The organism is Congzhengia sp. (assembly GCF_037235575.1).
Taxonomy (GTDB): domain Bacteria; phylum Bacillota; class Clostridia; order UBA1381; family UBA9506; genus Congzhengia; species Congzhengia minquanensis.
Window position 1 is genome coordinate 248,131 of sequence record NZ_JAXUNN010000039.1, and the last position, 24,095, is coordinate 272,225.

The 24,095-nt window shown below is 45.9% G+C and carries 22 protein-coding genes; all 22 read left to right on the forward strand.

Translation table 11 applies throughout. The annotated features are described in order from the left end of the window. The gene (locus WIG73_RS10745) at positions 1–1,146 is read left to right on the forward strand and encodes an AI-2E family transporter (protein ID WP_249310695.1); all 1,146 of its coding nucleotides are present in this window, start codon (positions 1–3) and stop codon (positions 1,144–1,146) included. Between the two features lie 50 nt (positions 1,147–1,196). Beyond that, a complete protein-coding gene (locus WIG73_RS10750) occupies positions 1,197–2,015 on the forward strand; it encodes a purine-nucleoside phosphorylase (RefSeq protein ID WP_337400532.1) in 819 nt (272 codons plus the stop codon). Then, positions 2,016–2,729, forward strand: coding sequence for an NAD-dependent protein deacylase (locus WIG73_RS10755; RefSeq protein WP_337400533.1), 714 nt, complete (start codon positions 2,016–2,018; stop codon positions 2,727–2,729). Further along, positions 2,726–3,352, forward strand: a complete 627-nt coding sequence (locus tag WIG73_RS10760) for a GDSL-type esterase/lipase family protein (RefSeq protein ID WP_337400534.1) — start codon at positions 2,726–2,728, stop codon at positions 3,350–3,352. Before WIG73_RS10755 ends, WIG73_RS10760 begins: the two co-directional genes overlap by 4 nt. After that, positions 3,339–4,013: a DNA/RNA nuclease SfsA gene (gene sfsA / locus WIG73_RS10765; protein ID WP_249310684.1), complete on the forward strand. Its 675-nt coding sequence runs from the start codon at positions 3,339–3,341 to the stop codon at positions 4,011–4,013. Before WIG73_RS10760 ends, sfsA begins: the two co-directional genes overlap by 14 nt. A 158-nt stretch (positions 4,014–4,171) precedes the next feature. Continuing rightward, complete coding sequence (rpmE, locus tag WIG73_RS10770; protein ID WP_177680930.1) at positions 4,172–4,378, forward strand: 50S ribosomal protein L31; 207 nt, start codon at positions 4,172–4,174, stop codon at positions 4,376–4,378. Positions 4,379–4,416: 38 nt separating this feature from the next. Further along, the gene (gene secG / locus WIG73_RS10775) at positions 4,417–4,650 is read left to right on the forward strand and encodes a preprotein translocase subunit SecG (protein ID WP_177680933.1); all 234 of its coding nucleotides are present in this window, start codon (positions 4,417–4,419) and stop codon (positions 4,648–4,650) included. A 122-nt stretch (positions 4,651–4,772) separates the two neighbouring features. Then, on the forward strand, positions 4,773–7,013 hold the full coding sequence (gene rnr / locus WIG73_RS10780; RefSeq protein ID WP_337400535.1) for a ribonuclease R: 2,241 nt from the start codon (positions 4,773–4,775) through the stop codon (positions 7,011–7,013). A 108-nt stretch (positions 7,014–7,121) separates the two neighbouring features. Beyond that, the gene (locus WIG73_RS10785; RefSeq protein WP_177677751.1) at positions 7,122–7,373 is read left to right on the forward strand and encodes an IreB family regulatory phosphoprotein; all 252 of its coding nucleotides are present in this window, start codon (positions 7,122–7,124) and stop codon (positions 7,371–7,373) included. Positions 7,374–7,428: 55 nt separating this feature from the next. Next, positions 7,429–8,304 (forward strand): tRNA epoxyqueuosine(34) reductase QueG, encoded by an 876-nt coding sequence (gene queG, locus WIG73_RS10790; RefSeq protein WP_337400537.1) that lies wholly within the window; start codon positions 7,429–7,431, stop codon positions 8,302–8,304. A gap of 80 nt (positions 8,305–8,384) precedes the next feature. Further along, a complete protein-coding gene (locus WIG73_RS10795; protein ID WP_337400539.1) occupies positions 8,385–9,773 on the forward strand; it encodes a glycine--tRNA ligase in 1,389 nt (462 codons plus the stop codon). A gap of 153 nt (positions 9,774–9,926) precedes the next feature. After that, on the forward strand, positions 9,927–10,190 hold the full coding sequence (locus tag WIG73_RS10800; RefSeq protein ID WP_249310676.1) for an HPr family phosphocarrier protein: 264 nt from the start codon (positions 9,927–9,929) through the stop codon (positions 10,188–10,190). A gap of 103 nt (positions 10,191–10,293) precedes the next feature. Continuing rightward, entirely contained in the window at positions 10,294–12,153 is a 1,860-nt protein-coding gene (gene uvrC / locus WIG73_RS10805; protein ID WP_337400540.1) for an excinuclease ABC subunit UvrC, read from the forward strand. Between the two features lie 65 nt (positions 12,154–12,218). Further along, a complete protein-coding gene (plsX, locus tag WIG73_RS10810; protein WP_337400541.1) occupies positions 12,219–13,238 on the forward strand; it encodes a phosphate acyltransferase PlsX in 1,020 nt (339 codons plus the stop codon). A 142-nt stretch (positions 13,239–13,380) separates the two neighbouring features. Continuing rightward, positions 13,381–13,608, forward strand: a complete 228-nt coding sequence (gene acpP, locus WIG73_RS10815; RefSeq protein ID WP_177677953.1) for an acyl carrier protein — start codon at positions 13,381–13,383, stop codon at positions 13,606–13,608. Between the two features lie 197 nt (positions 13,609–13,805). Then, complete coding sequence (gene rnc, locus WIG73_RS10820) at positions 13,806–14,507, forward strand: ribonuclease III (RefSeq protein ID WP_249310666.1); 702 nt, start codon at positions 13,806–13,808, stop codon at positions 14,505–14,507. Continuing rightward, complete coding sequence (locus tag WIG73_RS10825; RefSeq protein WP_337400614.1) at positions 14,507–15,517, forward strand: radical SAM protein; 1,011 nt, start codon at positions 14,507–14,509, stop codon at positions 15,515–15,517. Before rnc ends, WIG73_RS10825 begins: the two co-directional genes overlap by 1 nt. Then, the gene (gene smc / locus WIG73_RS10830) at positions 15,507–19,064 is read left to right on the forward strand and encodes a chromosome segregation protein SMC (protein WP_337400542.1); all 3,558 of its coding nucleotides are present in this window, start codon (positions 15,507–15,509) and stop codon (positions 19,062–19,064) included. The genes WIG73_RS10825 and smc overlap by 11 nt, the downstream gene beginning before the upstream one ends. 82 nt (positions 19,065–19,146) lie before the next feature. Beyond that, a complete protein-coding gene (hisS, locus tag WIG73_RS10835) occupies positions 19,147–20,412 on the forward strand; it encodes a histidine--tRNA ligase (protein ID WP_337400543.1) in 1,266 nt (421 codons plus the stop codon). Between the two features lie 23 nt (positions 20,413–20,435). After that, positions 20,436–22,229, forward strand: coding sequence for an aspartate--tRNA ligase (aspS, locus tag WIG73_RS10840; RefSeq protein WP_337400544.1), 1,794 nt, complete (start codon positions 20,436–20,438; stop codon positions 22,227–22,229). 107 nt (positions 22,230–22,336) lie between these two features. Further along, a complete protein-coding gene (locus WIG73_RS10845; RefSeq protein ID WP_177679737.1) occupies positions 22,337–23,374 on the forward strand; it encodes an ATP-binding cassette domain-containing protein in 1,038 nt (345 codons plus the stop codon). Beyond that, positions 23,358–24,092 carry an ABC transporter permease subunit gene (locus tag WIG73_RS10850; RefSeq protein ID WP_337400545.1) on the forward strand — a complete coding sequence of 245 codons (735 nt, stop codon included), beginning with the start codon at positions 23,358–23,360 and terminating at the stop codon, positions 24,090–24,092. The genes WIG73_RS10845 and WIG73_RS10850 overlap by 17 nt, the downstream gene beginning before the upstream one ends. Positions 24,093–24,095: the final 3 nt, after the last annotated feature.

Sequence of the window (24,095 nt, forward strand, 5' to 3'; positions counted from 1 at the left end):
TTGAAAAACTGGAAAATACGCTATTTAAACGTTTTGCCTGTTTTAGTAATTGCGTTTTTGTTGTGCAAACTGATTTTTACGACCAATATATCCTTGTCAAGCTTGTTTTCCATGCTGTACTCCTGTATTGCATATTTTGTTTACGGGCTGGCATTTGCGTATTTTCTAAATCCTTTGCTGGTGTTTATTGAACGCAATATCGTGAAAAAAACAGACAATCAGAAAAAGAAAAATATTAAGCGCGGCATTTCTATAGCGGTAATTTACGCAGTGGTACTGGGCTTCATCTCCATTTTTGTTATGAATATCGTGCCTACCATAGTCAGCGGTCTGAACGATTTTATTAACGGCCTGCCGGAATATTTAAACAATTTTCAGATTTGGGTGACAGACAGCCTGCGGTCGATTAATCCTGACCTTGCAAAAAACTTTGAGGGCTATATGTCGAATTTTGCAACCAACATTTATAGCTGGGTTGAACGGGAAATGGATATGGCCCATGTGGGCAAAACCGTAACTACCGCAGTTAGCGGTTCGGCGAAAACAGTCATCCGCGTGGTGTTCGGCATTGTCATATCAATTTATTTTCTGTTTGGCAAGGAGGAGCTTACCAAACACTTTAAGCGGTTTATCTATGCGGTGTTCAGCCGCGAGCGGGCTGAAACCATTATGAATTACGGAAAGGCAATTAATAAAATATTTTTTGATTTCATTATCAGCAAGCTCTTGCAGGCGTTTGTCATTTTCATTTTAGGCCTGATTATCTTAGTGCCGTTCGACATCCCGCTGGCACCGCTCATCAGTCTGCTTCTGGCGCTTACCAATATGATACCTTACATTGGCCCGTGGCTGGGCGGAATTCCCAGCGTTCTTCTGGCGCTGGTGTTTAATCCCATAAAGGGTTTAATTGTGCTGTTGTTTATCATTGGAATGCAGATTGTCGACAACTTATTTATCGGCCCGAAAATCATGTCCGACAGGGTGGGCATCAGCCCGCTTCTGGTTATTGCCGGGGTAGCAATCGGCGGCACTTTCGGCGGAATTATCGGCATGTTTATCGGCGTACCCCTGGTTGCGGTGATTAAGCTTGTCTTTTATGACAGCTTTATTGAACAGCGGCTGGGAACGAAGAATATTAACCTGTAAATATAAAAGCGGCAGGCTGTCTGCCGCTTTTGCGCATTGGCGGAGGGGTTATGGAATCAGAATATACAGCAATTCAAATCTGTTGTGACTATATTTTAAATAAATGCGGCGAACGGCCGGAGCTGGCGGTGGTGCTTGGCTCGGGCCTGGGCGGCCTGGCGGATAGGATGGACGGCGTGCAAATTGCATATCAAAACATTCCTGGTATGCCTGTTTCCACTGTTTCCGGTCATGCGGGTAGGTTTGTTTTTGGAACGCTGGGAGGCAAGAAAACGGTTGCAATGCAGGGCAGGGTGCATTTTTATGAGGGATATTCCATGGCCGAGGTGGTTCGCCCAATCAGAGTGATGCGCACCTTAGGTGCGGACAAGCTGATTTTAACCAACGCGGCGGGAGCAGTGAACGAATGCTTTTCACCCGGCGATTTGGTAATGATTTCAGACCATATTTTAAGCTTTGTCCCGTCGCCGTTGATTGGGGAAAACGTAAGCCAGTTAGGAGCGCGGTTTCCTGATATGAGCGCGGTTTATAGCCCGCGGATGAGAAACATAGCTGCAAACTGCGCCGCGGATTTGAAAATTTCATTAAAATCCGGTGTATATGTGCAAACCACCGGCCCCAACTATGAAACGCCTGCCGAAATTAATATGATGAAACAAATGGGGGCAGACATGGTGGGCATGAGTACCGCCTGTGAGGCCGCTGCGGCAAAACACGCCGGAATGGAGGTTTGTGCTGTTTCTGTCATTTCCAATATGGCGGCGGGAATATCGAAGACTGCCCTTTCCCACAGCGAAGTTCAAATGATTACAAACAAAGCGTCAAAGCCATTTCAGGCGCTGATATGCAAGCTTGCGGAGATGATTTAAATGTTAAAGGAACTGATTGATACGTACCAAAATATTGTTTTTTTCGGCGGCGCGGGCGTGTCCACAGAAAGCGGAATTCCAGACTTTCGCAGCGTAGATGGGCTTTATAATGAAATTTATGATTATCCGCCGGAAACCATTATTTCACACTCCTTTTTTGTGAAGAATCCGAAAGAGTTTTTTCGGTTTTATAAAAACAAAATGATTTATCCAAACGCCGTGCCCAATGTAACGCACAAAGCACTGGCGCACTTAGAGCAGCAGGGTAAGGTGAAAGCGGTGGTTACGCAGAACATTGACGGTTTGCACCAAATGGCCGGCAGCAAGTGCGTTTATGAGCTACACGGTTCCGTGCACAGAAATTATTGCATGAACTGCGGCAAATTTTTCGGCTTAGACGCCGTTTTAGAAGCAGACGGCGTGCCCAAATGCAGCTGCGGCGGAACGATTAAGCCTGACGTTGTGCTGTATGAGGAGGGGTTAGACGGCAAAACAGTGTCCGGTGCGATTGCGGCTATACAAAATGCGGATTTATTGGTGGTGGGCGGCACGTCCCTTACGGTATATCCTGCGGCAGGCATGAACGATTATTTTCGCGGAGACAAGCTGATTTTAATTAATAAAACTGTAACGCCCTTTGACAGCAGGGCAGACATTGTGATCAACGAGAGTTTAGGCTCTGTTTTTAAAGAAATTTTGGAGGGAGACAAATGACAAAGATTTTTGTAGTGGGAGACAGCATTTCTATGCACTACAACGACGATTTAAAACGGTTCTTGTCGGGTTATGCCATGCTAAAGAGAAAGGGCGAGGGCGAAAAACCAGGTGATTTGGACTATGAATCGAAGGTAAATGGCGGCGACAGCGCCTGCGTTTTGGGATATTTACAGGCAACGCCGGACATTGACGCAGACATTTTTATTGTAAACTGCGGCCTGCATGACATTAAATTTTATCATGAGGTTGGACACCTCCAGGTAGAGCCGGAGGACTACAGAAAAAACTTAAAACAAATTGTGGCGCATATCCAAAAGCTGGGAAAACAAATGGTTTGGGTCATGTCCACCACAGTAGATGATGAAATACATAAAAAGAACTGTTCCGTTTTCTTTCGGAAAAATGAGGACATTAAGCAATACAACCACATTGCAAAAGAGGTTATGGAGCAGATGGGCGTTCCGATTATCGACCTTTACGATTTTACCGAAAAGTTAGGGGACGGCGTGTTCTGTGACCATGTACACTTTAAACCCCATGTCCGCACACTTCATGCGGCGTTTATTGCAGGTCAGGTAATTGGCCTGTTCGGCCTTAAAAAGACCAATGAACTATCATAATATTACAGAGGGAATTTTTATTTCCCGCCCAAACCGGTTTATTGCAAAGGTTGAAATAAACGGACAAACCGAAACCGTTCATGTGAAGAACACCGGCAGGTGCAAGGAGCTTTTAATAGAAGGCGCTAAAGTGTTTTTGGAACGAAGCGGCAACCCCAACCGCAAAACGCAGTTCGATTTGGTAGCGGTGCAGAAAGGCGATTTGCTCATTAACATGGACGCACAGGCCCCAAACAAAATTTTTGCAGAGTGGGCCGAAACGCACATTGACGGTCTGACGCTGGTGAAGCCTGAGGTAACACATGGCGACTCCAGATTCGATTTTTACATGGAAGCCGGACTGAAGCGCACATTTGTGGAAGTAAAGGGCGTAACGCTGGAACAAGACGGTGTGGTGATGTTTCCCGATGCGCCCACAGAGCGTGGGCTAAAGCATTTGCGCGGCCTTGAAAAATGTGTTGCAGAAGGATTTGACGCGCTTGTTGTGTTTATTGTTCAGATGGAGCGGGCAGCCTATTTTTGTGCCAACGCAAAAACCCACCTGGCCTTTGCCGAGGAGCTTTCGCGGGCAAAGCAGGCAGGCGTTCGTGTTCTGGCGCTGAACTGTTGTGTAAAACCCGACGAAATTATGGCGTTGGGGGAAATTGAGACCAAAATTTGAGAAGAAAATGATTTTTTGTGAAATTTTTGAAAAAAACAGTTGCAAATGAAAAAGAAATGTGCTATAATCATAGCGTTGTATTTCAAAATGAGATTCGTATGATTAGCATTTTGAAATGATGATTTGGTTTATTTACTTGGTTGAAAGAGGTGAAATACATGAAAGAGGGAATCCATCCGGAATATAAGCAGACCACAATTAAATGTGCCTGCGGCGAAGTGATTGAAACAGGCTCGACAAAAGAGAACATCACCGTCGAAATTTGTTCAAAATGCCATCCGTTCTTTACAGGAAAACAGAAGCTTGTTGATACGGGCGGCCGTGTTGAAAAGTTTAGAAAGAGATTTGGTATGAAATCCGAATAATTGGTAGAATTTCAGCTTGTTTGGAGGTGTGGTAGGCTATGTGGCTTACGATTGTTCGTATAATCCATTTGATATTGTCATTAATTTTAATCGTGGTTGTCTTGCTGCAGTCGGGAAAAGCACAGGGGCTTTCCGGTGCGATTGCAGGCGGTTCTGAAACGTTTTTTGGTAAGAACAAAGGCAGAACGATTGATGCGATATTAGAAAAGTGGACATCGGTTGTTGCTATCGCGTTTTTAGTAACCTCTGTTGCGCTGTTTTTCTTATCTTAAAGACCGATGTGCAAATTGTGATATGCGCGATTGATTTAAGCCATTTCCCTCGGAAATGGCTTTTATTTTTTTTGATTAGAAACGTTACATTTAACAAATTATAAATAGAGGAGGTGAACGGTTTGACACAAAAAGAAAAGATTTTAGGCTTTATGAAAGAAAATATGAAAATTCCCATGACTGCGGAAGAAATGGCGGTAATGCTCAGTGTTCCGAAACAGAACATGACGGAATTTTTCAATATCATGGAGGAATTAGAACGGGAAGGCAGAATCGTGAAAACAAAGAAAAAGCGGTATGCCACCGGCGCGCTTTTAGGACTTGTAACCGGTAAATTTATTGGTAACGAGCGGGGTTTCGGCTTTGTTGAGCCTGAGGAAAACGGTGGGGCGGACAACTTTGGCGACGTGTTCATCGGCGCCGAAAACACCGACGGCGCGCTTCACGGCGACATCGTCATGGCGAAAATTATTACAAAGCCGGACGGAGACAGGCGGCGCGAAGGTGAAATTGTAAAAATCGTTCAGTCGGCAGAACATAAAATTGTCGGCAGATTTACAAGAAACGGAACCACTGGATTTGTGGTTCCTGTTTACAGAAGATACGCCACGGACTTTTATATTGAACCGGGCAACCGGAATGGCGCACAAGACGGAGACATGGTTGTGGCGGAACTTTTAAAGCGGGGGAGCGGAAAGAAAAACCCCGAGGCAAAAATCATTTCTGTGATTGGAAACATCAACACGCCGGGCATAGACATTCTGTCTGTCATTGAAAGCCGCAGCGTTCCCTACGAGTTTGACGAAGATATTTTAAACGCCGCAAAGCATGCGGCAAAAACGGTCTCGCCGAAAGACACAGAGGGAAGGCTCGATTTAAGGTCGGAACAAATTATCACCATTGACGGCGACGATGCAAAGGATTTAGACGATGCAGTCCACGTAAAGAAACTGGAAAACGGCAGGTTTGAGCTTGGCGTTCATATTGCGGACGTAGGAAACTATGTGCCGGTCGGCGGCAAAATCGACCGCGAAGCTTATCTGCGCGGCACCAGCGTCTACCTTGCAGATCGGGTGATTCCCATGCTGCCAGAGGTGCTGTCAAACGGCATTTGCAGCCTAAATGAAGGGGAAGACCGACTGACGCTGTCCGTCATTATGGAGATTGACAAAAACGGCGTGGTGGTGGACCACAAAATTTACGAAAGCGTGATTTGCTCAAGCAAGCGCATGACCTACACAGATGTTACGGCAATTGTGGAAGGTGATGAGGAAAAGCGGGAACGGTCTTCTGACTTGGTAGAGATGATCGGCCGCATGGCGGAGCTTCGGGCCATCCTGCGCAAAAAGCGCGTGTCGAGAGGCAGCATCGACTTTAATTTCGACGAAGCACGAATTGTATTGGACGAAAACGGTAAACCCATTGACATTGTAAAACGAGAGCGGGGCGTTTCGAACAGCATGATTGAGGAGTTTATGCTCGTCTGCAACGAAACGGTGGCAGAGCACATGTTTTGGCTGAATATCCCCTTTGTTTACCGGGTGCATGAAGAACCCGATCCGGATACGATGAAAGAATTTGCAAAGTTTATTGCGCCGCTGGGATATAGCATTAAACATTCCAATGGAAAGGTTCACCCCAGGGAGCTGGCCGCGCTGATCCGCAGCCTTACGGGTAAACGGGAAGAAATGATTATCAGCAGCGTTGCCCTGCGTTCTTTAATGAAAGCGCGCTACAGCAATGAAAACTTAGGGCATTTTGGTCTTGCGGCGAAATATTACTGCCACTTTACATCCCCGATCCGGCGGTATCCTGATCTCTGCATTCACAGGATTATAAAAGATCACTTAAATGGCAGGCTAAACGTTAAAAAGCTTGCGGCGTTCACGGCAGAGGCTGCAAAACAGTCCAGCGACCGCGAGCTTGAGGCGGTTGATTTAGAGCGCACCATTGAGGATATGAAAAAGGCGGAATTTATGCACGACCGCGTTGGCGACGTTTATCCCGCAGTTATCACCAGCATTACACCCTTTGGCATGTTTGCCGCATTGGAAAACACCATTGAAGGCTTAATCCGCCTGGCAGACTTAAACGACGACTATTATATCTATGACGAAAAAAGCAGATCAATTTCCGGTGAGCATAATGGAAAAACCTTTCTGGTGGGCGAAACAATTGAAATCCGTGTGGCCCGGGCAGATCCGCAGTCGGGCAAAATTGATTTTGTATTAAATACTCAGGAAACCAACCAGAACAGCCGTCGGAAAGCGTTTTTAAAAAAGCACCGGGAACAGGTAAAAACGAAAAAGAATACGAAAATAAAGACCGCAAAATATTTAAAAAAGCGACAGAAAAAACACTAATGTGAACTTTCTTTTAATGTTTTCGGGCTTTCTAAAATAAAACTTGCATAAATCGCGGGTCTGGTGTATAATTATAGTATCAAGAACTTAGAAGGCAGGTGTATATTCATGGATTTAGACACAACACAGATGTTTCAGTTCGGAGCAAACCGAGACGATTTTATTAAAAACATCGTAATGGAAGTTTACTCTGCGCTTTTAGAAAAAGGATACAACCCAATCAGCCAAATGGTGGGATATATTCTGTCAGGTGATCCGACGTATATTACCGGCCATAAAAACGCCCGCGCGTTGGTTATGAAGGTTGAGCGGGACGAAATTTTAGAAGCGCTTGTAAAATATTACGTGGAAAACAATTAACGAACTCATAGGGCTGTGCCAACTGGCACAGCCCTTTTCGCACAGGTGAATTTAAATGAAAGAAAAAATTAAGGCGTTTGCCAAAACGCTGCAAATAGAATTTACTGGCATTGCCCCGGCAGAACCGATGAATGAGCTAAGAGAAATTCTGCAGGATAGGCGGCGCACCTTTGGCCTGCCCGCCTTTGAAGAACCGGATTTGGAGAAGCGCACGGTGCCGGAGCGAACGCTGCCCGGAGCAAAGAGCATTGTTGTGTGCCTGTTTCCTTATCACAGCGAACATTGCGCAGTGCAAAACCTCGCAAAATTTGCCCAAATTCCAGACTACCACACGGTAGTTATGGAGCGGCTGAAAAAATTGTGCGGATTTATCAAAGGGCTGTTCCCAAAAGCCAATCTTGCTCCCTTTGTGGACACCGGACCGTTGGCGGACAAGTATTTGGCATTTCAGGCCGGGCTGGGCTTTTTTGGGAAAAACACGCTCTTGATAAACGAAATATACGGCTCTTATGTGTTTGTCGGTTATATCGTTACCAATTTACCCCTTGAACCCGACACTCCGTCTGACAAAACCTGTATGGGCTGCGGCAAATGCTTAGCGCTTTGCCCGGGGCGCGCACTTTCCGGCGGCGGACTAAACACGTTTCGGTGCGTTTCTTATATCACCCAGCTAAAAGAAGCAGATGCGAAGCAAAAAAAGATTCTATCCGCACAGCAATCCGTCTATGGCTGTGACGTTTGTCAGGAAGTTTGCCCCCATAATCAGGACATACCGCAAACGCCCATTGACGAATGGAAGCAGCCGAAACTGACCAGCCTGGAACAGGAGAAAATTTCGGCCATGAGCAAACGGGAATTTAAACGTATTTACAAAGAATATCCCTTTTCATGGCGCGGGAAAGACGCCCTTTTGAAGAATTTTGAGAAATAAGCTTGACAAGCCCATCTGTTTTAATATAATATATTATATTATTGAAACAAATATGGGTTGAAATTTTTGGAGGTTTCTAAATGAAGAACATTGACAAAACGATGGAAAAAATCGTGGCGCTGTGTAAGGGCAGAGGATTTGTATATCCCGGCTCGGATATTTACGGCGGCCTTGCAAACGCGTGGGACTATGGTCCTTTAGGCGTGGAGCTGAAAAACAACGTAAAACGTGCCTGGTGGAAAAAGTTTATTCAGGAAAGCCCTTATAATGTGGGACTGGACGCGGCTATTTTAATGAACCCTAAAACCTGGGTGGCTTCCGGCCATGTGGGCGGTTTCTCTGACCCGCTGATGGACTGCAAGGAGTGCAAAGCGCGCTATCGTGCCGATAAACTGATTGAAGACTTTATGTTTGAAAAAGGCGAACCGCAAGTGGTGGACGGCTGGTCAGACGAAAAGATGCTTTCCTTTATCACTGAAAACAACATCGTTTGTCCCAAATGCGGAAAGAAAAATTTTACCGATATCCGCAAATTTAATCTGATGTTCAAAACCTTTCAGGGTGTTACAGAAGACAGTTCTTCTGAAATATTCCTGCGTCCCGAAACTGCGCAGGGTATTTTTGTAAACTTTAAAAATGTGCAGCGCACAACCAGAAAAAAAGTTCCTTTCGGAATCGGACAGGTGGGCAAGTCGTTCCGCAACGAAATTACACCCGGCAACTTTATTTTCAGAACAAGGGAATTTGAGCAGATGGAGCTGGAATTCTTCTGCAAGCCCGGCGAGGATTTAGAGTGGTTTGCCTATTGGAAAGACTTTTGTAAAAACTGGCTGATGTCTTTAGGCGTAAAGGAAGAAAATATTAAAATGCGCGACCACAGCCCTGAAGAGCTTTCCCACTACAGCAACGCCACCACCGACATTGAGTTTATGTTCCCCTTTGGCTGGGGCGAGCTGTGGGGCATTGCAGACAGAACCGATTTTGACTTAAAGCAGCATGCAACCCATTCCGGCGAAAACTTTGAGTATACCGACCCTGTTACAAACGAAAAATATGTTCCATACTGTATTGAACCCTCGTTGGGAGCAGACCGCGTGACGCTGGCCTTTTTGGTTGACGCCTATGACGAGGAAGAGGGCGAGAAGGAAACAAGAACCGTGCTTCGGCTTCATCCGGCTCTCTCTCCTGTGAAAATTGCAGTTCTTCCGCTTTCGAAAAAGCTGTCCGACGGCGCTATGGAGCTTTATGGAATGCTTTCTAAAAAGTATATGTGCGACTATGACGATGCTGGAAGCATCGGCAAGCGTTACAGAAGACAGGACGAAATTGGAACACCTTTCTGTGTGACATATGATTTTGATTCCTTAGAAAAGGGCACCGTTACCGTTCGCGATCGGGACACTATGGAACAGGTAACGCTTCCGATTGACGGAATTGACGCTTATTTTGCGGATAAATTTGACTTTTAAGTATCTATTATTGATAAAAATACAGTATATAATATAAGAAAATATACAAATTATTCACAAAATTTGTTTTTATTTATTGACATTGGGTAAAATATTTAGTATTCTAAATATTAGATAGTCTCAGGGAATATCTTTTAAGGAGCTGGAATTTTTATGTTATCAAAAACAATTGTTGTACAAAACCAGGTAGGTCTGCACGCAAGACCGGCTACATTTTTTATACAAAAATCCAACGAGTTTAAATCGAGCATTTGGGTGGAAAAAGACGACCGCCGCGTAAATGCGAAAAGCCTTTTGGGCGTTTTGTCCTTAGGCATTACCAAGGGTATGGAAATAACGATTATTACAGACGGTACAGACGAAAAAGAAGCGATTGAAGCACTTGAGAAATTGATAGAATCGAATTTCAGCGACTAAAAAAAGAGCTTGCAATCAAGGGATATGTGATTTTATCGCATATCCCTTCCTTTTTTTCATAAAACTATATACAGCGCACAGACCGGCGTTAAGGGGGCTTAATATGGTTGACAAGGAACTGCTGAAAAATTTACCGGGCGACCCGGGCGTTTATATTATGAAAGACAAAACCGGCAAGGTTATTTATGTGGGCAAGGCAAAGGTATTGAAAAACCGCGTTCGGCAATATTTTCAAAACACAGAGCGGCACGCGCCCAAGGTGGCGGCTATGGTTTCTCATGTGGACACGTTTGAATATATTTTAACCGACAGCGAATTGGAAGCCCTGATTTTAGAATGTAACCTGATTAAAAAATACCGCCCCTATTACAACATTTTGTTGAAGGATGACAAGAACTACCCCTATATTAAAGTTACCACAAATGAGGAGTATCCGCGCATTCGGTTTGTGCGTCGGATGCAAAAGGACGGGGCAAAATATTTTGGGCCATATTCCGGCGGGACAGCCGTCCGCGAGGCCATGGATTTAGCCTGCAAGCTGTTTCAAATTCCTACCTGTGAAATTAATTTGCCGAAAGATTTGGGGAAAAAGCGGGCGTGTATCAACGCGCAGATTGGAAGATGCTGTGCACCCTGCGAAATTCCCATCAGCAAAGAGGAATATAACGAACGGATTAAGGAGGCCTGTTTATTTTTAGGCGGCGGCGCAACAGAGCTTTTGGAAAAACTGACGGAGGAGATGAACGCCGCGGCGGAGAACCTGGAATTTGAGCGCGCGGCCTCGCTGCGTGACAAAATTGGCGGCATCCGTCAGATGGAGAAAAAACAGAAAATTGTTTCAGACCGGCATGCCGACGAGGACGTAATTGGGTTTTATAGTCAGGAAAACAGGACGTTTGTAGAGGTGTTTTTCATTCGTTCCGGCCGGCTCATGGGACGGCGTGACACGGTGATGACCAACACCGCAGGAATGACAGAGGGGGAAACCGCCTCCAGCTTTTTAAAGCAGTTTTACCAGGATGCAGATTTTGTGCCGCAGAATATTTATGTTCAATATGAATGTGAAGACGAAGAACTTCTGTCCTCATGGCTTTCCGAGATTTCCGGCCGCAGTGTAAAAATTCACACACCTCAGCGGGGAGAAAAAAAGGCGTTGGTGGAAATGGCCAACAAAAACGCCAAGCAGGCGGCCTTGAATTTTATGCTGAAAAATGCCGAGGGCAGGAAGGGTGTAAAACGGCTGATCTTAGATTTAAAGGAAGAACTGGGGCTTACGTCCCCGCCTTACCGAATTGAGTCTTACGACATCTCCAACACTGCCGGGGAAGATAATGTAGGCTCCATGGTTGTTTTTGTAAACGGGGAGCCTGCAAAACGCTATTACAGAAGATTTAAAATTGAAACCGCCATGGGAGGAGACGATTATCACAGCATGGCGGAAATGATTTTGCGCCGCTTAAAACATGCCCGTGAGGAAGAAAAACAAATTGAAACGGGGGAGCTTTTGAAAGAAAAAGCAAAATTTCTGCCGCTGCCCGACTGCATCTTTTTAGACGGCGGAAAAGGGCACCTTTCTGTTATTTCAGAACTTTTGGAACTGACGGACACCGACATTCCGCTTTTTGCAATGGTGAAAGATGACAAGCACCGAACCGCTGCCCTCTTAAAATCTGACGGCAGCCGTGTGGGCCTAAAACCACGGTCAGAGGAGTTTCGTCTGGTGTCGGCAATACAGGAGGAGGTGCACCGCTTTGCCATTGAATATCACCGCAATTTGCGGGGCAAACGCATGAAGGGCTCCGCGCTGGAAGCAATAGACGGGGTGGGGCGTAAAACGGCGGAAAAGCTGCTTATGCATTTTAAATCTATTGCCGCCGTAAAAAAAGCTGAAATTGAGGAGCTTAAAAAAGCAGGTGTCAGCCGAACAACGGCGGAGAATATTTACAGCCACTTCAGAAAATAAAACTTGCTATTTTTTTTTAGACAGTATATAATATTTTTAATAACTGTGTATAGGAGCTGATTGGTATGCGAATCGCTGTAGACGCCTTTGGCGGCGACAATGCGCCCGACGAGATTGTAAAAGGCAGCGTTCAGGCGGTTTTAAACTTAAACTGTGAAATTATTTTGGTTGGAGACGAAACCATTTTAAAAAATAAACTGGCACAAGCCGGATATAGCGGCAGCAAAATTACCATTCAACATGCGTCTGAAGTGATTGACGGGGAGGACGCTCCCGTAGATGCAGTACGGCATAAGAAAGATTCTTCCATGATGGTAGCGCTTTCGCTTTGCAAAAACGGTGAAGCCGACGCTGTGGTGAGCGCGGGGAACACCGGTGCATATTTTGCCGGGGCGTTTCGTGTGCTTGGGCGCATTAAGGGCATTCGCCGCCCAGCACTGACAGCCTTTATACCTACGGTTAATAGCACCAAAAACGTTATGATGGACGTGGGGGCAAATGCGGACTGCAAGCCTGAAAATTTAGAGCAGTTCGCCCAGATGGGCTCGTTGTATGCGGAAAAAATTCTGGGAATTCAAAATCCAAAAGTATATCTGGTGAATATCGGCACCGAGGAGCATAAGGGCAATGAGCTTTCACAGAAAGCCCATGCTCTGATGAAAGAAAACAAAAACATTAACTTTTGTGGCAATATTGAGTCGAGGGAACTGACAGCGGGCTTTGCCGACGTAATTATCTGTGACGGGTTCACGGGCAACATTATCCTAAAGGCAATTGAGGGCACCGCCTCGGCGCTGTTTGGTCTGATTAAAAAAAGCTTTATGAAAACGCTGGCCACAAAAATTTCTGCACTGATGATGAAACCGCATATTAAGGAACTGAAGTCCATGCTGGACTATTCGGAATATGGCGGCGTGCCGCTTTTGGGAATTGACGGCGTTGTGATTAAGGCTCACGGAAGCTCAGACGCAAAGGCCTTTGAAAACGCAGTCAGAAGCGCGGTTGTTTTTTCAGAAACCGGTTTAAACGCCGATTTAAAGGCGCTTTACGCACAACAGCAAGATCAGGATGCAGCAAAAATGTGAACTTATCCTACTTTTCTACATATTATATAATTGGACCAACCATAAATTTTTAAAATTTTATAAAAATCCTATTGACAACTTCATAGGTTTGATATATAAATAACTAAGAGGAATCATATGTCACGGCTTGGAGGTGAAAGCAATGGAATTTGAAAAGGTGCGCGATATTATTGTGGAACAGCTGGGCGTTGATGCCAGCGCTGTAAAGCCTGATACGGCATTTATTGACGATTTGGGAGCCGACTCGTTAGACGTTGTTGAACTGATTATGGCGCTTGAGGAAGCTTTTGATATGGAAATCCCTGATACGGAAGCAGAGAAAATTATCACTGTAAACGATGCAGTTGATTATATTAAAAACAACCAGTAAGAAGATGGGAGGGGCTGTTTTGCAGTCTCTCCCCCAAAAAGCATGGAACGTATAAATCTGTTTCCTACAGCTTTGTAAGAAGCGAATTTATGCGTTTATTTTCGTTTTAGACAAAAAAGTGCTTTTATTTTAGCACAAAACGCCATTCGGGCGGCACGGCAGGCTATGCCTGCTTTTTGTTTTGAAAGGAAGGGAATATGAACGCTTTAAAAGAATTTCAGGAAATTATCGGTTATAAATTTACCAATTGCGAATACTTAAAGGTTGCGCTGACGCACAGCTCCTACGCCAACGAAAACAGGTCAAAACACATTCCGTTTAACGAGCGGCTGGAGTTTTTGGGCGACTCGGTGCTGGGACTTGTCGTCAGCCGCTATATATTTGAGAACTTTCCCAAGCTGCCGGAGGGAAAACTGACAAAAATGCGGGCCGCCGTGGTTTGCGAACGTTCCCTGTGGGAGTGCGCCGTGAACATTGATTTGGGCAATTACCTGATTTTAGGACACGGCGAGGAACACACAGGCGGAAGAACGCGCATGTCTATTTTGGCCGACGCGTTTGAAGCGCTCATTGCTGCAATTTATTTGGACAGCAGCTTAGAAACCGTGCGGGAATGGATTTTGGGCCAGCTTTATGAAACCATTTTAGACGCGTCGAGAGGCAAGATGTTTAAAGATTATAAAACCGATTTTCAGGAGGTCGTTCAGAAAAACGGCGACGTAGAAATTAAATATGAGGTGCAGAGCGAGTCTGGGCCGGACCATGACAAACTGTTTGTGGTGAACGTCTATTTAAACGGGACGCTAATGGGCACGGGCGAGGGCACCAGCAAGAAAAAAGCGGAGCAAAAGGCGGCACAGAACGCGTTAATTAAAACAAGAGCGGACAAGCAAAAGTGATGAAGCATAAAACAATCCCGATTTTTGTGCCGCACATGGGCTGCCCTAACGACTGCTCTTTCTGCAACCAGCGGAAAATTACCGGGCACAGCGAAACGGTAACGCCCCAAAAAGCGGACGAAATTATTAACGACTCTTTAAAAACTGTGCCGAAAGGGGCAAATGTTGAAATTGGCTTTTTCGGCGGAAGCTTCACAGGAATTGAAAAGGAGCTGCAGCGGCAGCTGCTTTCGGTGGCATACGGTTATGTGAAAGAGGGCAGCGTAACGTCTGTCAGGCTGTCTACCCGGCCGGATTATATTGATGCAGAAACCGTTTCCATGCTAAAAGCCTACGGTGTGACAACGGTTGAGCTGGGCGCCCAGTCTATGGACAACAGGGTGCTTGCAGCAAACCACAGGGGGCACACCAGTCAAGACACCGTCCGTGCTTCTGAGCTTATCATTTCGGGCGGCTTAAAGCTGGGACTTCAAATGATGACGGGGCTTTTTGAAGACACGGTGGAAAAAAGCCGCGAAACGGCAAAACAAATCATTGACCTTACCCCCTCCTGCGTGCGGATATATCCCACTTTGGTGTTAAAGGGTACCTATCTTGCAAAGCTCTATGAAGCGGGGAAGTATGTGCCCCAGAGCCTGGAGGAGGCGGTTGTGCTCTGCGCCGGTTTAAAGCAGATGTTTGACCAAAATAACATTGCAGTGATCCGTATGGGGCTCATGTCGTCAGACAATATCCGTCCCGAAAACGACGTGATTGCCGGGCCTTATCACCCGGCATTCGGCGAGCTGGTGCAAAGCGAACTTAATTTTTGCAGATTAAAGGAAGCGGTGCACCAGGACTGCTTAATTGCCGTAAATCCTCGTTCGCTTTCTGCATTTGTGGGGAACAACAAAGCAAATATAAAAAAAATGAAGCAATTGGGCTATACCATAAAATTTGTGCAGGACGAAACCGTCTTGCCGCAGGAATTTAAACTAGTCACAGGAAAGGCGGCGGAACATGCGTCTTAAAGGAATAAAAATCAACGGCTTTAAATCGTTTGCCGATAAAATATCGCTGAGCTTCTCAAACGGAATTACCGCAATTGTCGGTCCCAACGGCAGCGGAAAAAGCAATATTTCTGACGCGGTTCGCTGGGTTTTGGGCGAACAGAGCGCAAAAATGCTTCGCGGAGCAAAAATGGAAGATGTTATTTTCAGCGGCACGCAAAAGAGAAACCCCATGGGATTTGCGGAGGTTACGCTGATTTTGGACAATTCAGACAGAACTTTCCACATTGAATTCGACGAGGTAGAGGTCACCAGAAAGGTGTTTTTGTCCGGCGAAAGTCAATACATGATTAACAAGTCTGCCTGCCGTTTAAAAGACATTCACGAAATTTTTATGGACACAGGTCTGGGCCGCGACGGCTATTCCATGGTGGGACAGGGAAAAATTGAGGAAATTTTATCCTCAAAATCGGACGACAGAAGACAGATTTTTGAAGAGGCCGCCGGCATTTCAAAATATCGGTACAGAAAGGAAGAGGCGCAGCGCAAGCTCGTCCGCACCAACGAAAATTTAGACCGCGTTTACGACATTATTGCGGAGCTTGAGGGCCGGGTGGAGCCTTTAAAAATTCAGTCGGAAAAGGCAAAAAAATATTTGACCTTTAAAGAGGAACTGAAAACCTATGAGGTTAACGACGCGCTTCGGATTATTGAGGGCGCGAACGATGTAATCGGCGGGCTGGACGAAAAGCTGGGCGTTGTTACAAAACAGCTGGAGGAAGCAAAAAATGCGGCTGACAATGCGGAGCGCACCCAGGCAGAATTCTACCAGGCGGCGCGGGACAGAGAGGAGTCGGCCCAGGAAACATCCCGTAAAACCCGGGAGCTTTCTGAGAGCATCTCTATTAAAAAAGGCGAAATTGATATTTTAAAAAACACCATTGCAGGAAATGAGACGCTGACGGAGCGCATTCAAAACGAACTGAAAGAAATTATGGGAAAAAAAGAAGCGTTTTTAACCCAGAGAAGCGGCACAGAGCAGGAAGCCGGAGAAAAAGGAAAAACGCTTTTACAAATTGAGGAAGAAATCGACCGATTAACAGAGCTGAGTGTCTTAGCTGAAGGCGGCGCCGGGGAACAAAACAGTGAAATTGAAGAACTGAACAGCTTTGTAGCCGTGCAGATTGAGCGGCTGAGCGAGCTGAAAATAGCCCTTTCCAATCAGAAAATTACACGGGAAAGCTATCTTGCACGGAAAGAAACCATAGAGAGCGAGGCGAGCGACCGCAGCGGCGAGCGCCAGAGCATTTTTGATAAAAACAAAGAGATTGAAGCAGAAATTCAGCGCAAAGCAGCCTTTGGGGAAAAAACTGAACAGGAGCTGGAAATGCTGCGCGAAACACGGCAACGGCAAGAAAACAACATGAGCCTGATGCGGCAGGAGCGCAGCAGCCTGACCATTTCCTTGAGCGAAAAACGGTCTCGCAGAAAGCTTTTGGAAACCATGGAACAGAGCTTCGAGGGGTATGCAAAATCGGTTAAAACCGTTTTGCGGGAGCATGAAAACGGTGTGCTTCGTACGGCTCAAATCTACGGCCCTGTTTCAAAACTGATAAAAGTGCCTGCAAACTATAACACCGCCATTGAAATTGCCTTGGGCGGCGCGGTTCAAAACATCGTGGTGAAATCAGAAAACGACGCAAAGCAGGCCATTGCGTGCTTAAAATCAAAAAACGCAGGCCGGGCAACGTTTTTGCCCCTGTCTTCGTTAAAATATAAGGAGCCGGAAACAAAGCTTGCAGGAGAAGACGGCTTTTTGGGCATGGCCTGCGACCTTGTAACCTGCGAAAAACAGTTTTTGCCCGTGGTGAAATTTTTGTTGGCAAAAACGGCGGTTATCGACAATATTGACCATGCCATTGCCATATCTAAAAAGTTTAAGAACACCCACCGCTTAGTAACCTTAGAGGGCGAATTGCTAAATGTGGGCGGTTCCTTGTCCGGCGGAAGCTTTTATCGCCAGGCGTCGCTGATGGGGCGCGAAAATGAAATAAAATCCTTAGCCGAAGAGATTCCAAAGCTTGCACGGCAAATTGAAACGCTTGAAGACGAGGAAAAGGCACTTAATGCCGCCATTGCAAAAACTGCGGAGGAGATGAAAAAAACCGCAGAGGCGATTTCCGACAACAGCGGTGGGATTTTAATTTTAGAGCGTGATAAATCTCACAACGAGCTTTTGTTGAACCAAATTGACACGGCAAGGCGGCGTGTGGAAGAAGAGCTGCAGAGCTTAGATGCAAAAATTGCAGAAACCGTTTCGCATCAGGCAGAAATTGAACAGGAAATTGTCGAAAAAGAACAGTTAATTTCTGAAAAACACGATGAGATTCAGCAAAAAGAGTCCGGCGTGGCCGAGGCCATTGCAAAAAAACAGGAGATTTCGGAACAGATTACCCAGCAAAATATTTTGCGGTCTGGCGTAGCGAAGGATTTAGAGGTCATTTCTGCAAGGCTGTCTCAGCTTGCTGAGGAGATTTCCTCCTGTGAAACCAATGCGGCTTTGCACGAAAGCGAAATTGAAGATATTAACAAGAAGAACAAAAGCTTACTTTTGGAAATTGAGCAGAAGCAGCAAGAAACAGAGGCTGGCGCGGCAGAGGTTGCACGTTTGGACGAAGAAAACACAAAGCTTCAAACGGAGAAAAAGGATTTTGACGAAAAAGACAGGGCGCTGCTTGCCGAAATAAAAGCGTTAAGGGAAGATGTGTTTACCCTAACAGACGAGCAGGGCAGACTTTCGCAAAGAAAGGTAAAAGCGGAAACAGAGCTGGAAAACACCATTAACAACCTTTGGGAGGAATATGAGCTTACATACTCTGATGCGTTGCCATATAAAAAGGAACTCGGCACACCTCAGGAGGTTTCAAAGGAAATTTCGTCTTTAAAGCGCAAAATCAGCGGCCTAGGCAACGTAAATGTGGATGCAATTGAAGAATATAAAGCCGTTTCTGAACGGTATGAATTTTTAAGCGGACAGCGGGATGATTTGCTGAAAGCACAAAAAGACCTGACTGGCATTATCACCGACATGACAAAGGTGATGCGGACAGAGTTTGAAGAAAAGTTTCGTGAAATTGCAGGTTATTTTAAAGGGACGTTTACAGAGTTGTTTGGCGGCGGAACTGCGGCGCTCACCTTAGAAGACCCGGATAATATTTTAGAAAGCGGCATTAACATTGACGTGCAGCCTCCGGGGAAAAAGCTGCAAAGCCTTTCCCTTTTGTCCGGCGGGGAGCGGGCGCTTTCTGCCATTGCGCTGTTGTTTGCCATTCTGAAAACCCGCCCTACGCCCTTTTGCTTTTTAGACGAAATTGAGGCGGCTTTAGACGATGTAAATGTTTATCGCTTTGCAGACTATATTAAGCGCTACAGCGGCAACACGCAGTTTATTGTTGTAACCCACAGGCGCGGCACCATGGAAGCCGCCGATGTAATTTACGGTGTTACCATGCAGGAAAAAGGCGTTTCAAAGTTGCTTACGCTTCATTTAGATGAAATTGCAGAGTAAAATATTTGCATTTTGGGAAAAATTGTGATATAATAATTAAAATTGTTTGTATTTTTGTCCCCTGTGAAAGGTTGTGAAAAACATGATTATTGCACCCCGCGGCACACACGATATTTTGCCGTCTGAAAGCTACCGATGGCATTTGATAGAAGATAAAATTAAAGAGATTTGTTTGGAGTTTGGCTATAAGGAAATCAGAACGCCCATGTTTGAAAGCACCGAGCTATTCGAGCGCGGCGTGGGCGACACCACAGATGTGGTGCAAAAAGAGATGTATACGTTTTTGGACAAGGGCGGCCGGAGCGTAACGCTGCGGCCCGAAGGCACCTCGCCCATTGTAAGGAGCTTTGTGGAAAGCTCGCTGTATGCACAGCCCCAGCCTACGAAGCTGTATTATCTCTACCCCTGTTTCCGCTATGAAAAGCCACAGGCCGGCCGCCTGCGGGAGTTTCACCAGTTTGGCGTGGAAGTGATGGGGGCGGACACCGCAGCGGTGGACGCTGAGGTCATTTCCCTTGCAATGCAGGTGTTTTCCCGTTTAAACGTTACGGGAATTGAACTGAACATTAACAGTATTGGCTGTCCCAAGTGCAGAGCAGCCTATAACGAGAAGCTAAAAGCGTTTTTTAAACCCCATTTAGGCGAGCTGTGCGAAACCTGCCGCCAGCGGTATGAAAAAAACCCGCTTCGCATTTTAGATTGCAAGGTGAAATCGTGCAAAGCAATTTACAACCACGCGCCGGTTCTTTTGGACAACATTTGTGAGGACTGTGCGGCACATTTCGAGCAGTTAAAGCGCTATCTTGAAGTGATGGAAATTCCATATCAGATTGACGCCACAATTGTGCGTGGGCTGGATTACTACACAAAAACCGTGTTTGAAATTATCTCGAAAAACAAGGGTTCCGAGGGCACCATCTGCGGAGGCGGACGGTATAACGGGCTGATTGCCGAAATCGGCGGCCCTGAAATGACGGGCGTTGGCTTTGCCATGGGCTTAGAGCGGCTCTTGCTGGTTTTAGAAAGCCTTGACCTGATTCCGGAGAACCTGGAACGGCCGGATATTTTTATTGCAAACGTTGGGGACCAGGCAGATTTGTTTGTGCAAAAACTGGTTTACGGCCTGCGAAACGCCGGCATCAGTGCCGAGCGGGACTATTTGTCGCGCAGTGTGAAAGCCCAGATGAAATATGCCAATAAAACCGGCGCGCAGTTTTCGGCGGTGATTGGTGATGATGACATTGTAGCGAAAAGCGTGTCTGTGAAAAATATGCAGACCGGAGAAACAGATAACGTGCCGTTTGATCATTTGGCAGAATTTATTAAGACGAATACAATGACAAGATAAAATAAATGGAGGAACGAATAAGCATGGAGACAATGGTTGGACTAAAGCGCACCCACCGCTGCGGTGAGCTGACGCTTGAAGATGTAGGCAAGAAAGTAACCGTAATGGGCTGGGTTCAGGTTTACCGTAACTTAGGCGGCGTAATTTTTATTGATTTGCGCGACCGCTCGGGAATTTTGCAGCTTGTGGCACGGATTGAAGACGGCGAAGAGGTGTTTCAAAAGGCAGACATGGTGCGCAGTGAATATGTGCTGGCCGCTGTGGGCGAGGTTGTAAAGCGTGATGAAGACACCGTAAACGATAAAATTAAAACGGGAAAAATTGAAATCAGAATGAGCGAACTGCGCATTTTGTCCAAAGCGGAAACGCCCCCGATTTACATTGAAGAAAACAGCAATGTAAGGGAAGAGGTCCGTTTAAAATACAGATACCTGGATTTAAGAAGGCCCGATATGCAGCGCTTAATGGAACTGCGTCACAACGTGTGTAAAATTGCCCGCAGCTATTATGACGAAAACGGCTTTTTGGAAATTGAAACGCCTATGCTGCAAAAGTCCACACCAGAGGGCGCGAGGGACTATTTGGTGCCCAGCCGTGTTCACCCCGGCTCGTTTTACGCGCTGCCGCAGTCTCCCCAGCTTTATAAACAGCTTTTAATGCTTTCGGGAATGGATCGGTATTATCAGATTGTGAAATGCTTCCGCGACGAGGATTTAAGGGCAGACCGTCAGCCGGAATTCACCCAGATTGACCTGGAAATGTCTTTTGTAAACGAAGACGATGTAATGTCAATCAACGAGGGAATGATGAAACAGCTGTTTAAAGAACTGAAGGGCATTGACTTAAAAACGCCTTTTAGAAGAATTCCTTATCAGGAGGCAATGGACCGGTTTGGATCCGACAAGCCTGACACACGGTTTGGTTTAGAACTGAAAGACATTTCAGACATTGTGGCAAACAGTGAATTTAAAGTGTTCACCGACGTTGTGAAAAAGGGCGGCAGCGTTCGCGCTATTAACTGCAAGGGCGGAGACGCAAAGTTTTCCCGCCGCGATTTAGACGGGTTGGTAGACTTTGTGAAAACCTACCGCGCCAAAGGCCTCGCCTGGATTGTAATTGGCGAGAACGAATTAAAATCTCCCATTACAAAATTCTTCTCTCAGGAGCAGATTGACGGCATGCTTTCCCGTATGGAGGCAGAGGTTGGCGACATCATTATGATTGTGGCCGACAAAAATGAAATTGTTTATGACGCGCTGGGAGCGCTTCGTTTAGAGCTTGCAAAACGGTTTGACCTGATTGATAAAAATTCCTGCGACCTTTTGTGGGTAACAGATTTTCCGTTATTTGAGTACAGCGAAGAGGAAAAACGGTTTGTTGCAAAACACCATCCGTTCACCATGCCGAAAGACGAAGACATTCCGCTTTTAGACACAGACCCGGCAAAAGTCCGTGCAAAAGCATATGACATGGTGTATAACGGAACAGAGGTTGGCGGCGGCAGCCTGCGTATTTTTAACACCGAGCTTCAGCAGAAAATGTTTGAAAAGCTTGGCTTCACCAAAGAGGAAGCATGGGAACGGTTTGGATTTTTAATGGGTGCCTTCCAGTATGGCACCCCCCCCCACGGCGGCATGGCCTATGGTTTAGACCGGCTGGTAATGCTGCTTGCCGGACGTGATTCCATCCGCGATGTTATTGCTTTCCCGAAAGTGAAAGATGCGTCGGAGCTTATGTCCGAGGCGCCGGGAACTGTGGACGAAAAACAGCTTGCTGAGCTTCACATTAAGCTGGATCTGCCGGAAGAAAAAAATTAAAATTAACGGTTTGTTCACAAACACAATAACATGATATGATACAATATATGCGGAAATGTTCTATTTGGATAGGATATTTCCGCATATGAAATTCAGGAGGTCATTTTATGATCGAAATCAAAAACTTGGTGAAAAAATACGGCGAGAATAAGGCCGTCGACCATATTTCCTTCACGGTGAAGCAAGGCGAAATTTTAGGACTGCTTGGACCGAACGGTGCAGGAAAATCCACAACCATGAATATTTTAACAGGCTATTTGTCCGCTACCAGCGGCGAGGTATTAATTGACGGCCTGGACATTTTGGACAATCCGGTGGAAACGAAAAAGAAAATCGGATACTTACCGGAAATGCCGCCGCTCTACACAGACATGACGGTGCGCGAGTACTTAAACTTCGTTTACGACCTGAAAAAGGCCGGCGGAACAGACAGAAAAAAGCACCTTGCAGAAATTATGAACGCAGTGAAAATTACCGACGTGGCAGACAGGCTCATTGCAAACCTCTCGAAAGGGTATAAACAAAGGGTTGGTCTGGCACAGGCAATGGTGGGAAACCCAGAAGTTTTAATTTTGGACGAGCCTACCGTGGGTCTTGACCCCATGCAGATTATCGAAATCCGCGATGTGATCAGAAAACTTGGAAAACACCACACGGTCATTTTGTCCTCCCACATTTTGCAGGAGGTGCAGGCGGTGTGCGAGCGTGTTGTCATTATTAACAAAGGCAAAATCGCCGCAATTGACAGCCCGGACAATTTGGCAAAAACGCTGTCAAACGAAAACAAATTCAGTCTGCGGGTCGCCGGCGACGAGCGGTCGGTTTTAGATATTATTGGCGCTGTCCACGGCGTAAAATATGTAAAATCTTTAGGCCGGAAAGAGAAAAGCTCAATCGACTTTTTGGTTGAGGCAGAGCCGGATGTTGACGTTCGTCCGCTGATTTTTAACGGCCTGGCAAAAGCAAACCTGCCCATTTTATCCATGCAGGCTGTGGACTTGTCATTAGAGGACATTTTCCTGGAGGTGACCGCAAAGGACAGAAATATTGCCTCCTTTGCAGACATTGACGAAAGCAGCATTGAAATTGTTGCCGCAAAGAAAGAAACAAACAAGGAGGATGACAGCGATGAAAGCAATCTTTAAACGGGAGTTTGAGTCCTACTTTAAGTCGCCTCTGGGCTACATCTTTTTGGGCCTGTTTCTGGCATTTTCCTCCCTGGTATTTTTCGGAACCAATATTCATTTTGGAACTACAATCATGACGAAATATTTCATGAGCAACTGCTACATTTTCATTGTGGCTGTTCCGCTGTTAACCATGAAAATGTTTTCGGAAGAACGTAAACTCAAAACCGACCAGCTTCTGCTCACGTCTCCGGTTAAAGTGTCGGAAATTGTGTTCGGAAAATTTTTGTCCGGCCTTGCAGTTTTGGCAATTGCCGTGGGCGCAACGCTGCTTTATTTAGTGTTCATGAAGCTTTATGGTAACCCGGCGGTGGCGCAGTCTTTGGTGGGATATTTCGGTGTTTTGCTCTATGGCGCAATGCTTACCGCAATTGGAATGTTCATTTCATCGCTTACGCAAAGCCAGGTAATTGCCGCGGTTGCGACCTTAGCGCTTGTTGGCGTGCTCTCCTTTGCAGGAAGCATCAGGGTTGATTTTACCACTCTGTTTAACGGTGCATTTGCCTTTTTGGGAACATTTTTAAACGGTGTTTTGAATTTTCTAAATATTAACGCACGGTTTTCCGACTTTGCCGCCGGAACACTGAACATTGTTCCGCTGGTGTATTTTTTGAGTATTACCGCACTGTTTATTCTGCTCACCATTCGGGTGATTGAGAAAAGGCGCTGGAGGTAGGAA